14 protein-coding genes are annotated in these 14,519 nt (G+C 35.6%); 2 read left to right on the forward strand and 12 right to left on the reverse strand.

What is annotated here, in order from left to right; genetic code table 11:
- Positions 1–95: 95 nt before the first annotated feature.
- The 5 genes from BM088_RS09395 to BM088_RS09415 are packed head-to-tail and all read right to left on the reverse strand — an operon-like array spanning position 96 to position 4,923.
- Positions 96–2,180 carry a type IV pilus secretin PilQ gene (locus tag BM088_RS09395; RefSeq protein ID WP_425439296.1) on the reverse strand — a complete coding sequence of 695 codons (2,085 nt, stop codon included), beginning with the start codon at positions 2,178–2,180 and terminating at the stop codon, positions 96–98.
- Complete coding sequence (locus BM088_RS09400; protein WP_091983111.1) at positions 2,164–2,694, reverse strand: pilus assembly protein PilP; 531 nt, start codon at positions 2,692–2,694, stop codon at positions 2,164–2,166. The genes BM088_RS09395 and BM088_RS09400 overlap by 17 nt, the downstream gene beginning before the upstream one ends.
- Entirely contained in the window at positions 2,694–3,293 is a 600-nt protein-coding gene (locus BM088_RS09405) for a type IV pilus inner membrane component PilO (RefSeq protein WP_091983113.1), read from the reverse strand. Before BM088_RS09405 ends, BM088_RS09400 begins: the two co-directional genes overlap by 1 nt.
- A complete protein-coding gene (locus BM088_RS09410) occupies positions 3,290–3,856 on the reverse strand; it encodes a PilN domain-containing protein (protein WP_091983115.1) in 567 nt (188 codons plus the stop codon). Before BM088_RS09410 ends, BM088_RS09405 begins: the two co-directional genes overlap by 4 nt.
- Positions 3,844–4,923: a pilus assembly protein PilM gene (locus tag BM088_RS09415; protein ID WP_091983117.1), complete on the reverse strand. Its 1,080-nt coding sequence runs from the start codon at positions 4,921–4,923 to the stop codon at positions 3,844–3,846. Before BM088_RS09415 ends, BM088_RS09410 begins: the two co-directional genes overlap by 13 nt.
- A gap of 131 nt (positions 4,924–5,054) precedes the next feature.
- Here BM088_RS09415 and BM088_RS09420 point away from each other — a divergent pair, with 131 nt between their 5' ends.
- Positions 5,055–7,523 (forward strand): penicillin-binding protein 1A, encoded by a 2,469-nt coding sequence (locus BM088_RS09420; RefSeq protein ID WP_091983119.1) that lies wholly within the window; start codon positions 5,055–5,057, stop codon positions 7,521–7,523.
- 343 nt (positions 7,524–7,866) lie between these two features.
- On the opposite strand, the gene rplI is transcribed toward BM088_RS09420, so the two are convergent.
- From rplI to rpsF, 4 genes are read right to left on the reverse strand one after another with little or no spacing between them, the layout of a single operon-like run.
- Complete coding sequence (rplI, locus tag BM088_RS09425; protein ID WP_091983121.1) at positions 7,867–8,319, reverse strand: 50S ribosomal protein L9; 453 nt, start codon at positions 8,317–8,319, stop codon at positions 7,867–7,869.
- 33 nt (positions 8,320–8,352) lie between these two features.
- Positions 8,353–8,580 (reverse strand): 30S ribosomal protein S18, encoded by a 228-nt coding sequence (rpsR, locus tag BM088_RS09430; protein WP_002962753.1) that lies wholly within the window; start codon positions 8,578–8,580, stop codon positions 8,353–8,355.
- Positions 8,555–8,896 (reverse strand): primosomal replication protein N, encoded by a 342-nt coding sequence (gene priB / locus BM088_RS09435; RefSeq protein ID WP_091983123.1) that lies wholly within the window; start codon positions 8,894–8,896, stop codon positions 8,555–8,557. Before priB ends, rpsR begins: the two co-directional genes overlap by 26 nt.
- A gap of 24 nt (positions 8,897–8,920) precedes the next feature.
- Positions 8,921–9,271, reverse strand: coding sequence for a 30S ribosomal protein S6 (gene rpsF / locus BM088_RS09440; protein ID WP_091983125.1), 351 nt, complete (start codon positions 9,269–9,271; stop codon positions 8,921–8,923).
- A 294-nt stretch (positions 9,272–9,565) separates the two neighbouring features.
- Between rpsF and BM088_RS09445 the strand changes: the two genes are divergently transcribed.
- On the forward strand, positions 9,566–10,384 hold the full coding sequence (locus BM088_RS09445) for a type IV pili methyl-accepting chemotaxis transducer N-terminal domain-containing protein (RefSeq protein WP_091983127.1): 819 nt from the start codon (positions 9,566–9,568) through the stop codon (positions 10,382–10,384).
- A 55-nt stretch (positions 10,385–10,439) separates the two neighbouring features.
- On the opposite strand, the gene rlmB is transcribed toward BM088_RS09445, so the two are convergent.
- The 3 genes from rlmB to BM088_RS09460 all read right to left on the reverse strand — a co-directional run bounded on the left by rlmB (position 10,440) and on the right by BM088_RS09460 (position 14,502).
- Entirely contained in the window at positions 10,440–11,189 is a 750-nt protein-coding gene (gene rlmB / locus BM088_RS09450) for a 23S rRNA (guanosine(2251)-2'-O)-methyltransferase RlmB (protein ID WP_091983128.1), read from the reverse strand.
- Between the two features lie 15 nt (positions 11,190–11,204).
- Positions 11,205–13,727, reverse strand: a complete 2,523-nt coding sequence (gene rnr / locus BM088_RS09455) for a ribonuclease R (protein WP_091983130.1) — start codon at positions 13,725–13,727, stop codon at positions 11,205–11,207.
- Between the two features lie 157 nt (positions 13,728–13,884).
- Positions 13,885–14,502, reverse strand: coding sequence for a tetratricopeptide repeat protein (locus BM088_RS09460; RefSeq protein ID WP_091983132.1), 618 nt, complete (start codon positions 14,500–14,502; stop codon positions 13,885–13,887).
- Positions 14,503–14,519 lie beyond the last annotated feature (17 nt).

Below are 14,519 nucleotides of genomic sequence, written 5' to 3' on the forward strand. Positions count from 1 at the left end.
AATAGGTATATCAAGTTAAATAAATAAAAAAAGACCTGTTAAGGTCTTTTTTTATTTAACAATGCTAAACATAGCACTGAATATCGATTTATTAGCTAGAGAGAGTTATTTATAATTTTTGGAGTTACAAAAATAAGTAGCTCTTTCTTCTCATTGAATTCACTCGTAGTTCTAAATAAATAGCCTAAATAAGGTATATCTCCTAATAAAGGAACCTTTTTAGTCGAATTGACAATCTGCTGCTGAAAGATCCCGCCTAATACAACAGTTTGCCCATTATTAACTAAAACTTGAGTTTCAATTCGTTGAGTATTGATTGCAGTTGCTGGGCCAGTTGGAGTTGAAACAGTATCCCCTCTCGTATCCTGTGTAATAATCAGATCTAATATAACCTTATTATCTGGCGTAATGTGTGGTGTCACTTCTAAGCTTAAAACCGCTTTTTTAAAGGTTACAGTTGTAGCACCACTAGAAGCAGCTTGCACATATGGGATTTCAGTCCCTTGCTCAATGCGTGCTTTTTTCTGATTAGCTGTTGTTATACGTGGACTTGCTATGATCTCTGCTTTATTTTCTTGTTCTAAAGCAGTTAACTCTAAGTCAATTAATGTTCCATCTGCTAGTTTAGCTATATGCATGCCTATACTGCCCGCAGGATTACTGACAGCTAAGTTTACATTTAAACGCTCAGCTAAAGGAGGAATAGTGCCATTGGCAACTTTCTCAGCACCAGCAAGTGTACCAGCAATCCCATTGGCATTTTGTTGATCGCTAAACCCCCATTTAATACCTAAATCCTCTTGCACATTATCAGTTACAGTAACCATACGAGATTCAATCAGCACTTGTTTTACAGGTATGTCTAATACATCAACCATGCGTCGTACACTTTCAATACTTTTTGCCGTATCTTTTAACAATAAGGTATTAGTTCTTTGATCAACCGCAACGCTACCTCGACTTGACAAAATAGTATTACTGTCTGTTTTAAGTAAATTTACAAAGTCTTCTGCTTTAGCATAATTAAGCTGAATATACTCACTATATAGTGGCTCCAAATCTTCAACTTGCTGTTTAGCTTTCAATTCTTTAGCTTCTCTTGCGGCTAACTCCTCCGTCGGAGCCACCATCAAGATACTCCCATCCATACGTTTATCTAAGCCTTTTACTTTCAATACAATATCTAAAGCCTGATCCCATGGCACACCGTCTAATCTAAGAGTGATGTTTCCTGAAACGGAGTCGCTTGTAACTAAGTTAAAACCATTATAATCTGCGATAATTTGTAACACTGAACGTATTGCAATATCTTGAAAATTCAGAGACATTGGCTTGCCTTGATAATCTTTACCACTTCCTAAGAAGCTTTTTTTAGATTCATCTTTCTCAACGGTAAGTGTAAAAATATTATCCAATTGCTGATAATTGTAATCAAAACCAGTTGTTGTATCTATAACAATGCGACTATTAGCACCATCTTTAAAAGTCTCTATTGTGCTAACAATAGTACCGTAATCAAGTACATCTAATTGATATAATAAATCATCTAAAATATCAGTATTATGAAACTCAACAACAACTTTTCCAGCTTCCTCTCTTACGTCAATCGCAGCCATATTTTCTTGCATAAATATGAGAACTCTCGCTTCGCCTTTTTCACCTCTTCTAAAATCTACGGCTTGAATTTTATTTATGTAAGTTTGAGCATCATCTACAATTGAAGCTTCGGCAACATCCTGTGTCGGATTATCTGAAACATGTAAATAAAATAAATTTTTATCAGTTCTCGTTTGATATATTTTTAGGTAATCTAAAAAGACTGTAACTTTAAAGCCGTCATTTTTAAATTCACTAACAACTTTTTTAACTCCAGCTTTATTAATCAAAACTTCGCCAAGATTTTCTTCATAATCGGCTTCATCAAAAAATAACTCTATTCTTGCTGGTTCACTAAAAACCTGAATTTTTGGTTCAATATAAATTTCTTCATCAAAGACAAATTCTATTTCAGTTTCACCTTCTAACAAAGGGTTATAACGAACGTCATACAATAAAGGTACTGCACTTGCTGTTGTTACAAATAGCATAGTAACCATGGCAAAAAATACCGATATAAAGCGATTCAGTTTTGTAGTTTTCTTGTGCATACAAGACCCTTTTTTATTATTCAGATGCATCAGTAGCCTCCACGATTTCAACTTTCGTCAGGCGTTCTTTCCAACATCCTGCACCATCTGGTATTAATTCTAATAATTCAATAAAACTGCTATGAACTTGCAATACTTTCCCATGATATAGTCCCATAAAATTATCTCGTGTCACTCTATGTAATGTATCATCAGAAGCTGTAATTAAAGCCCAAGTTTCTTTACCTGCCCCTAAGGTTCCTCTCATCATAATATTATCAAGAGGGTACCTTTCTAAAGGCTCTTTCTTTCGTCTGGGGTCAGGATGAAGGCAGTTTTGTATTTGTAACAATTTATCTTGTATCACTTCTGGTTTTGGGGCAACAAATGGACTACGTAAATCAGCAGTACTATAAGCAAAATGCTCGAATTTTTTTATTTCAGGGATAGGTTCAATTCGAGCGACAGTACTTGCCTGAACTTTATTGATGAATTCCTGCTGTTCAGTTGTATCATCGAAACAACCGCTTAAACACAATGGTAATACAACATAAAAAAGTTTATTCATTATTGCACCTCTTTATAGCGATAGGTTTTTGCAATAACACTAAACATTAAACGTCCGGTTCCATCGGGCTTTATACTAAAATCATGTAAGCTTACTATTCTAGGAAGTAATGAAACTTTACTCACAAACTCTCCAAACTCATGGTATTGCCCAACAACCTCAATTTTAATAGGTAATTCGGTATAAAACTCTTTTTCTATTTCAGGCAACCAACCCACTTTATTAAAAATAAGTCCACTTGTTGTTCCCACATATGATAAATCATCCAAGGTTCCTGGAATTTCACTTGAGGTTGGAAGTCGTTTCAATAACTTTGAAAACTTATCTTCCATTTCAATCATTTGCTGTTTGTAAACTTCTAAATTAGATGCGACGCCATATTTTGCTTTAAATGTATTTCTGAGTTCTGTTTCTTTATTTAGAGCACTTTCATAACCACTTACTTCATCAGATACAAATAAGTTATAGGTTAAAAGTGCAACAACAGCAGCAACAATAATACTTGCAATGAACTTAACCGCAAGTGGCCAACTTCCTATATTTTCTAGGTCTAACTCATTAAAATCAATATCAGCTATCGCTTTTAAATCAATATTCATTGTTTAACCTCACCTATTTTTTCATAAGGTTTTACAGTAAATTGCATATTAAAATCACTTAGCAGCCTTGCTTGTTGTTCACCTGCAATAATGTCTTTTAAAGTGGCATCTTGAAATAAGTATGAGTTTTCTAAATGACGTAACATTCTTGATAATCTATTATTAGACTCACTTTTACCTATAATTTGAATCGCATTGTCACGTCGCTCTAATTTTGTTAAATAAACACCTGAAGACACGACTGTTGCTATTTCATCCATAATTTGCGTTCCCAAATTTCGATTACTCTGCAACTCTTCAATTAACCGCATTCTTTGTTGTAAGTTATCTTTTTTCTTATCTAACTCTTTAATTTGAGCAATTCTCTTGTCAAGTATAGATATCTCAGCAGTTAAAAACTGGTTCCTTTTTATTTGACCATCTTTCATTTCACCGTAAACCATACTGATAGCAAAAACAGAACCAAATGAAATTAATGTTACTAAAAAAAGTATAGATAAAAATTGTTTCTGTGCTTCTTTTCTTGAGGCTTCGCGCCATGACAGTAGATTTATATGTGGCATGCAGAAAAACTCCTCAAAGCAAGACCTGATGCAACAGCCAGTTGAGCACGGTGCTTATCTAGTAACTCACGATCGAGTTCAGGAGATAGCTCCATCTCAGAAAAAGGGTCTATGATGATTGAATGTATTCCTAATTCATCGATTAACAAACGATCTATACCTTGAATCAAAGAAGTGCCACCTGATAATACAATATAGTCTAGTTGCTCATTACCACTGGTTGTCAAAAACATTTGCACAGCTCTACGTACTTGCTGCAAAAAAGTTGTCTGAAAAGGAGCTAAAACTTCAAAAGTATAGTTTGGAGGTAAATCACCCGTAATCTTAGCTTGTTCGGCTTCATCAAAACTTTTGTTATAATATGAAACGATTGTTTTAGTATATTGTTCACCACCAAAAACTTGGTCTCTGGTGTAAATTGTTTTTCCTTTTTGTACAACGCTAAATAGCGTAGTTGAAGCGCCAACATCAATAAAAGCAATAATTTTTTCTTCGGCATCTTCTGGCAGTGTATTTTTACAAAGAGAAATTGTCCGACTTAAAGCATAAGATTCAACATCAACAACTTTAGGTTCAAAACCTCCGGCATCTAATGCTCCGGCTCTTGCTTCAACGCTTTCAGTTCTTGCTGCAGATAATAATACATTTACTTTTGATGGATCCGCTTCATTAATGTCCAACTTTTCAAAGTCCAAACTAACTTCATCCAAAGGATAAGGAATTAAACTATCAGCTTCAATTTCAATTTGAGATTCAAGTTCACTATCAGATAATGAAACATCCATAAAAATAACTTTCGTAATAACTGTTTGACCCGAAACAGCTACTGCCGCGTGAGTTACAGATCTAGGCATTTTTTTACGAATTTTGTTAATCACTCGCCCAACAGACTCAATATCTTGAATTGAGCGTTCAACCATGGCCCCTTTAGGCATAGGTTCAATCGCAAATGATTCGAGTCTGTATAACTCATTTTTTTTGCTGAGTAACACAGCTTTGACCGAATGAGATCCGATATCAATCCCGACCATCCAGGATATTGGTTTCTTAAATAATTGACCTAACATAACCTAACGCTAACCTTTTTTTATAATTTTAATAAGCTTATAAAATGTTGTTAAAAAATTTTATTCATTTATTAATCAATATATACTAGCAGTCTTGCCCCAAAAATGGGAGTTTATTTAGGGAATTTTCAGTGACATTGTTAAAAAATATTTTACGTTTCATTATCATATCAACGGTTATAGGGCTCTTAACCTTACTAGGACTCTACTATTACGTGAAATCTGACATCCCTAGTGTTGATATTTTAAAAGACGTTCAATTACAAACTCCTATGCTTGTTTACACAAAAGACGGCAAACTTATTAATCAATTTGGTGAAAAACGACGCATACCTGTAAAAATTGATGAAATACCTCAGACATTAATCAATGCATTTTTAGCAACAGAAGATAGTCGTTTTTATGAACATTTTGGTATTGACCCTATTGGTATAATACGTTCTGCAATTGTTTTAATTACGACAGGACAAAAAAAGCAAGGCGCCAGTACAATTACAATGCAGCTTGCAAGAAATTTCTTTCTGACACGCGAAAAAGCTTATATTAGAAAAGTTAAAGAAATTTTTATAGCCATGCATATAGAGAGCTTACTCTCTAAAGATGAAATTCTGGCTTTATATTTAAATAAAATAGAGCTTGGTAATCGAGCTTTTGGCATAGGTGCAGCAGCACAAGTTTATTATGGTAAAAGTTTAAATGAACTTTCATTACCTGAAATGGCTATGCTTGCAGGCTTACCTAAAGCCCCTTCAGCACTTAACCCAATTAGAAATCCAAAACGAGCAAAGTCCAGAAGAAATATTGTTTTAGGTAGATTATTATCTGAAAACCACATAACAGAAAGCCAATATGAAAATGCGATAAAACAACCCATTACAGCACGTTTCCATGGTGCTGAAATTGAAATTTCAGCACCATATATTTCTGAAATGGTTCGAGCTGAAATGGTTAAGCGTTATGGTTTAGAAAATGCGTATAATAATGGTTATCGTGTATATACAAGTATAACATCAGGTTTACAATTAGCAGCCCAGTATGCTGTCACAAATAATTTACAACAATACGATTTAAGACATGGATATCGTGGACCCAAACTTTATTTGTGGAATTCAGATGAGGAAGAACAATGGCACCCAACTGATATTCTAAAACATTTAAAATCAATAAAAGAAGTCGCTAACTTAAAAGCTGGTGTTGTTACCGCCGTATTTGAAACGAGTATTCAAGTACTGCTTAAAGATGGTCACTTTGTCACTGTGCAATGGGATGGTTTAAAATGGGCAAGACCTTATATCAACGATAATCGCCAAGGGAAGCCACCCAAAACTGCAATAGATATTCTTAATACTGGCGCGCAAATTTGGCTTCTTGAGCAAGATCAATCACAATATACGCTTAGCCAAATACCTGACGCCTCTGGCGCTTTGGTTTCTCTCAACCCACAAAATGGTGCTATCCTTGCTATTATTGGTGGCTACAGCTTTAAATTAAGCCAATATAACAGAGCAGTTCAAGCAAAACGCCAAGTGGGTTCAAATATAAAACCATTTATATACTCTGCAGCTATCAATAACAATTATACTTTAGCTAGCATCATGAATGATGCAGCGATTCATCAATGGGATAAAAGTCAAGGCATCGCGTGGCGACCTAAAAATAGTCCTGAAAAGTATGTTGGGCCAATACGCGTTAGACGCGCATTAGCTCAGTCAAAAAATGTTATTTCAGTAAGGTTATTACGTGGTGTTGGTTTAAATAAAACTGCAGATTATTTATTAAACTTTGGCTTTAAAGCCCAGGATATACATAGAAATGAAACCCTTGCACTAGGGAGTGCCTCTTTAACACCATTAGAGTTAGCAACAGGAATGGCAACCTTTGCCAATGGCGGGCATTTAATTGAACCTTATTTCATTAGTAAAATAGACGATGCTTTCGGCAATGAATTATTTAAAGCAAAACCACTCATCGCTTGCCTCACTTGTAATGAGCAAGAAATCAAAGACACTGTTGAATATGCGCCTCGTGTTATTAGCAAACAAAATGCATTTTTAATAGCAAACGCGATGACAAGTACTATTTGGGGTGGTGGAAATTGGACTCATAAGACAGGTTGGAACGGTACAGGGTGGCGAGCACAAAAACTCAAACGCAGAGATCTCTCAGGTAAAACAGGCACTACTAATAATCAGGTTGATACTTGGTTTACAGGGTTCAATCGCAACATACTTACAACCACTTGGGTTGGGTTCGATAACCCAGGTAAATCTCTCGGAAAAACAAAAAGCAATAGTAACTTAGGAAAAAACCAAGTCTCAGGCACTGAAGCAGGCGCCAGAACAGCTCAACCAGCTTGGGTGGACTTTATGCAATATGCATTAAAAGAACAACCTATTGCTCCAATAGAACAGCCTGAGGGCTTAGTTTCAGTAAGAATAGATTTAAAAACTGGATTATTAAGTCACAAAACAGATTATACAAGTCGTTTTGAATACTTTATAAAAAATACAGCTCCTACACAATACATACAAGATAGTGAGCCTGCTATTTTTGAAGACAATAATGAAGGTAAAGTTGTCGAAGAAGAAGAGCTATTTTAGACGCTTAGCCGAATTCATTTTACGCATTTGTTTTCCTTTTAAATGAGTTTTTAATGTCAAACCGAGCATATAAATCTAAATGGTATAAAACAGCCACCTAAAATCTGCAACATTGATTTCAGATAGGATATTTTTCATGAAAGTTAAATTAGATAATAGAAAAAACATAATGGATTGAAGAGAAATAGCTAAAATAAAATTGATTGTAATATTGAATGAAAAACCATCAAGAGATGTTGTATTTGAATAAGTATTCTAAAGTTAAGGCAAACTAAACTAATTTAATAAAAAACCGTGACAAAGCACGGTTTTTAACATTAATAATTACTTTAAAAAGTAAAAATTAAGCTTCAGCAATAACAACAACTTTAATCGTAGCTGTTACGTCTGAATGTACTTGAATAGCAACATCAAATTCACCCAACTCACGGATTGTACCTAGAGGAAGACGAACTTCAGATTTAGCAACTGGAACACCAACAGCAGAGATAGCATCAGCGATATCGCGAGTACCGATTGAACCGAATAACTTACCTTCATCACCAGCTTTAGATACTAAAGTAACTTCAGCTAATGCAGCAAGTGTATCAGCACGCATTTCTGCAGCTGCATGTTGTTCAGCAATTTTAGCTTCTAATTCTGCACGACGTGCATCAAAAGTTTCAATGTTTGCTTTAGTTGCAGGAACTGCTTTACCTTGTGGGAAAAGGAAGTTACGAGCATAGCCCGATTTAACTGCAACTTGATCGCCTAGAGTACCTAGGTTAGCGATCTTGTCTAATAAAATAATTTGCATTTATCCACACCTTAAAAAATGTTGAACCGCTGCTTACTTATGTAAGTCAGTGTATGGAAGAAGGGCTAAGTAGCGAGCGCGTTTGATAGCGGTAGCTAGTTGACGCTGATATTTAGCGCTAGTACCAGTAATACGACTTGGTACAATTTTGCCACTTTCTGTAACATAGTTTCTAAGAGTAGCTAGATCTTTATAATCTATTTGTTGTACGCCTTCCGCTTTAAAGCGGCAGAACTTACGACGTCTGAAATAACGTGCCATGAGATAAATCTCCTAAACTAATTCTGTTAATTTGTTGTGCATGTAGAACTAATTGACTTAATCCATTTCGACCTTCATGGCGGTTTAAAAACCCCATTACAGCCAATTCTTGCCCAACTTCTAAATTCTGAGTATGTTCAACAATAGAATGACCACTAGCAACAACTTGAATTCGAACATAACTATTACGGTTAAATCCTGCTTCCATTTGTTGAGATCTGTGTTCCAACACTAAAATACAATGTGGGATACCAGCTGGGCTTTGGCTAAATTTAGGTGTTTTACATAAAACACCCGAAATATTCAGCTCATTCATATTGCCTTCATTACTCAACAACGATTAAGCTGCTGCTGCAGGAGCTGCTTCTTTTTTCTCTTCTCTTGCAAGAGGAGAAGCTTCAGTTACTGCGTTTTTAGTACGAATAACTAAACTACGTAGCACTGCATCGTTGTAACGGAAAGTAGTTTCAAGCTCGCTTACTACTTCAGATGTTGTTTCAACATTCATTAGAACATAATGTGCTTTATGAAGTTTGTTTATTGGGTAAGCCAGTTGACGACGACCCCAATCTTCTAGACGGTGAATAGTACCGCCAGCTTCAGTGATTGAACCTGTGTAACGTTCGATCATTCCTGAAACTTGTTCACTTTGATCTGGATGAACCATGAATACGATTTCGTAATGACGCATGGGTATTCCTTACGGTTAATTAGCCTTTTATCGTTCGACCGGTCGATTTAAGGCAAGGAACTAATATTAAGTTGGTCGAAAGAGCGCGTATTTTACACAGGTTTAATATATTCTGCAATCTATGAATGTTTTTTATTCTAGCTCATTATTTTTCACTTTAAAAACACATTAATGAAAACAAAGTAGAAAATATAAGCATTATTTATTAAGTACTTACTGAGTTGATCTAGATCAAATTTTATCTTTTTTCTTAAGTTAAGGTGTGCCCAAAAAGGAATAGTCAAAAGGTTCACCATGAAAAAAATACTTCTAATACCAATTTTTATGAGTTTATTACTACTATCAAACTCAGGAAATTCAAAAGCACTATCTACTGAACAAGCTATTAGTACAGCAGGCTCACAGCGCATGCTGAGCCAGAGGATAGCTAAAAACTACATTTTGATTTCAAGTCGTATTACACCTGATGAAGCAACAGAAGAATTAGATGAAAGTGCTGCAAATTTTGAAATGAATCTGCACAAACTAAAAATATCAATTCAAGATGATGCTATGTCTAAAAAAGCTTTACAAGAACTGAACAAGGGATGGCGAGAATTTAGAGAATTTGCGTTAAGGGAACCTAAACGAGAAAACACACCAGAAATTGTTAAACGAAGTGGCGAGTTATTAAACTTAGCAAATAATTTAGTTATTGCATTAGAGTTTAAGTCAGCTACAAAAAGTGCCGTCTTAATAAATATTTCTGGTCGACAACGTATGTTATCACAGCGTTTAGCAATGTTTTATTTAGCGGGCTTCAGTGGTTATAATGAAGATAAATATCACGAAGAAATGCGAGATACGGCAAAAGAATTTTCCGATGCCTTAGTATACCTGATTGATATTCCTGAAAACCCAGAGCAGATAAAAACTGCTTTAAATGATGTAAATAATCAATGGTCTTTTTATCAATCTCGCTTTATAAAGAAAAAGAAAGCGCGATATGTGCCCAGAGTGATCCAAGTGATCACTGAAACAATTTTACAAGATATGGATCAAGTGACTGAACTTTATAAACGAGAAGATTTTGCTAAAACGATATTTAGCGAAAGCATGAAAATAGCTTTATAAGCTAAATATATGAAGTGGTCTATAACCCTGAGTTTTAGCCACTTCTCATTTTTATTTAAAGAGACCTCTGCCTTAAGACTTCAAACAAACAAATGCCAGTTGCTACAGAGACATTTAAGCTCGAAACCGTACCAACCATAGGTATCTTAACTAATGAATCACAATGCTCGCGCGTTAAACGGCGCATGCCAGTACCTTCAGCCCCCATTACAATGGCGATAGACCCCATTAGCTTTGCATCAAATACGTGAGTATCAGTTTCACCCGCCGTACCTACAACCCAAACTCCTTGTTCTTTAATTTCTCTTAAAGTACGCGCTAAATTTGTCACTTGAATAAGTGGAATTGTTTCTGCTGCACCACAGGCTACTTTTCGAGCAACACCATTTAATTTAGCTGAATTATCTTTTGGTACAATGATAGCATCAACACCAGCAGCATCAGCACTGCGCAAACAGGCACCTAAATTATGAGGATCAGTGATACCGTCTAAAATAAGAAAAAAAGCATTTTCATTGTTTTTAGATTTTTCAACTAGAATTTCATCTAAATCTTTTTCACTAAATTTTTTACCCGCTTTTACTTTTGCAATAATACCCTGATGTTGCTCACCCTTTGCTTTTTCATCAAGTGTTTTTCTGTGCATAAACTGAATAGAAACACCAAACTCTTTTGCAGTTTCTAACACAGGAGTTAAACGTTTATCATCACGACCTTTGAGTGCATATATTTCAATAAAACGTTCTGGCTCAGCATTTAAAATTGCTTCAACCGAATGAAATCCAAAGATTAATTCATTACTCACTTGCTCTTCTCTCCTCTACCCTTTTTCACTAGAACGCTTACGTGCATTTTTACCTGGGCGCTTTTTCTTTGCTTTAGACTTTGTTTTTGACTTTTTAGCCTGCTTGTTACCAGTCTTTGAATCAGTTTGAGCTGTTTTACGTTTATTAGGCTTACGTTTTTTATTTTTACTAGGTGGCTTTTTATGATCTCTAGTATTTTCTTGTTCATCTGGATTTCCATCATCATTTTTTCGAGATGAAATTTTAGGAATTTGTCCAGATTTAAGTTGTTCTCTAACACTTTTTTTAGCCGGAGTATATCTGCGAGGAGATATAGGAGATGCACTACTATTTTGTTTACGACGACGTGCATATCTATCAACAACTGCATCTTCAGCTAAAATAAGATTAATACGTCTTTGCTCTAAACTAACAGATACTACACTTACACGTACTTTATCGCCTAAACGATATACTTTTTTAGAGTTTTCACCAATTAATAGATGTTTAGCACCATCAAACTGGAAAAAGTCATTAGTAAGTGAAGTAATATGAATTAGGCCATCAATATAAAGTTCATCCAAACGGATAAATAAACCAAAACTCGTCACCGATGAAATCACACCAGTAAACTCATCACCAACATGGTCTTGCATAAATTCACACTTTAGCCAGTCAGCAACTTCTCTTGTTGCATCATCGGCACGACGCTCTGTTTTAGAACAGAGTTCACCTAATTGATTTACCTCATCAGGGTTATAAATATATTCACCAGAAGTTTGCTGGCCTTGCCCCTTTATCACGCCTTTAATTGCACGGTGTACAACTAAATCAGGATAACGGCGTATCGGTGACGTAAAGTGAGCATATGCTGGTAAAGATAACCCAAAATGACCAATATTACCTGACTGATAAACAGCTTGTTTCATTGAACGTAATAACATTACTTGGATCAACTCGACTTCAGGTCTTTGACCAAGTTTTTCAATACACTGTGTTATTTCTTTAGGGCTTGGCTCTTCAGGTAATGGATTTTCAATACCTAACTCACCTAAGAACTTTCTAAAATTCGATAACTTTTCAGGATCCGGTTCATCATGAACACGGTATAACGCACTGGCTTCATGCTTTTCAAGTAAACGTGCCGCCGACACATTTGCTAAAATCATACATTCTTCAATTAATTTATGTGCATCATTACGTTCAATTGTAGTCACAGCTTCAATTTTACGATGGGCATTAAATACGAACTTAGGCTCTACTGTTTCAAACTCAATTGCACCACGATTTTGGCGGGCTGATTTCAGCGCAAAATACATTTGATATAGATTTTGTAAATGCGGCACAACATTTTGACTTGCTGCAATTTGTTGTTCATCACCTTTTAAAATTGCAGATACTTGCGTATACGTCATACGTGCATGTGAATTCATTACAGCTTCGTAGAACTTATAACCCGATAAGCGTCCTGCTTCTGAAATGGTCATTTCTGCCACTAAACATAAGCGGTCTACTTTTGGATTTAATGAACATAAACCATTTGATAATACACGCGGTAACATAGGTACCACTTGCTCAGGAAAATAAACCGAGTTACCACGATTAATTGCCTCTTCATCTAATGCTGAGTCTTTAGGTACATAATGCGATACATCTGCAATTGCGACCCACAAACGCCAACCGCCTGATTTTTTAGGTTCACAATAAACGGCATCATCAAAATCACGAGCATCTTCACCATCTATGGTTAATAGAGGTATATCACGTAAATCAATTCGACCTTGCTTTGCTGACTCTTCAACTTCTTCGGCTAAAGGTGCAACTTGCGCTTCAACCTCTTTAGGCCATACATATGGAATATCATGGTTACGCAGTGCGACCTCTATTTCCATACCTGGTGCCATATGATCGCCAATCACTTCAATCACTTTAGCGACAGCATCCATACGTGGACTTGGTCTTTGTGTTATTTCGACTTGTACCATTTGATTATGGCGAGCGCCTTTTTCACTACCAGGTAAAATCATAATATTTTGTGTAATACGCGGATCTTCAGGGATCACTAATGCCATACCATGATCAACAAAGTAACGACCAACTATCGGCGCTCTTTGCCCTTCAATAACACGTACTATACGTGCATCACATTTACCCCCTCTGCCTTTTGATGCCGGTTTTGCCAGCACGACATCACCATGTAAAACGGTTTTCATTTGATGTTTAGGAATAAACCAATCTTTGCCACCGGCTTCTAATTCTAAAAAACCAAAGCCATCTCTATGACCTAAAACCTTGCCTTTAACTAATTCTGATTCATCAATAATGCAGTAGCATTTATGTTTATTAAAGAAGATTTGCCCATCGCGTTCCATTGCGCGCAAACGACGTTTCAAACCGATTTCACGTTCTTCATCTTGCACAGAAAGCTCTTCACACAATTCATTAAAACGCGCAGGTTTAGAGCGGCTTTGCATGTGGGCTAAAATAAATTCCCGGCTAGGCACTGGATTATCGTATTTTTCTTGTTCTCGAGTTAGAAATGGATCCTGATCAGACATTAAAAGGCTTTTTGAATTAAATATGTTGTTATTTTAAACCAAAAGCAAACAATGAGACAGGATAAGTTGAAATTAGACACTACTGCATACAGTATTTTTAAGTAAAATAATTTACGATACTATAAAAAAGGACTTTAGCTCTTGGCATTATTAATTTTTAAAGCGATTTTCGTGCACGCTTAATCACACTTGCAGGCATTTTTTTAGCTAATGTATTTAATAACTGATCAATTTTATCATGTGTTTTTTTATCCGCTGTTATTGAATTAAATAACCAATGATAAGCGTCTTCATAATCTCTGGGGCTTCCTATTCCTTGATTAAACATAGACACTAAACGCATTTGTGCATTTAAATTTCCCAATGAGGCTGACTCTCTGAGATATACAATTGCTTTATCTAAATCTTTTTGAACAAACTTAGCCAAATGATAATAGCGACCCATTTGCTCCAAAGCTTCAGGTAAGCCTTGTTCTGCTGCTAATTTCATATAATAAATACCTTGTTCAACGTCACGGTCAACACAAACAGCATATGCAAGCATATCCCCAAATAAAAATTGATAAGCTGGTATTTTCATTTTCATGGCTCGTGCTTCAATATCCTGAACGAGTTGACAGTTATCAAGCTTCACCCGAGATAAATGACTATTTGTTTTGATCAAAGTTAATAATTCATCTTGTGTATATATTTGAACAGCTTCAAGGGGCGCAGCCGCTTTAGCTAAAATAGGAATTAAATATAAAAAAGAAAATATTAATTTTAGCTTATTCATCGTGATACCCATATATT

Origin of the sequence: Pseudoalteromonas denitrificans DSM 6059 (assembly GCF_900112265.1) — a bacterium.
GTDB lineage: Bacteria > Pseudomonadota > Gammaproteobacteria > Enterobacterales > Alteromonadaceae > Pseudoalteromonas > Pseudoalteromonas denitrificans.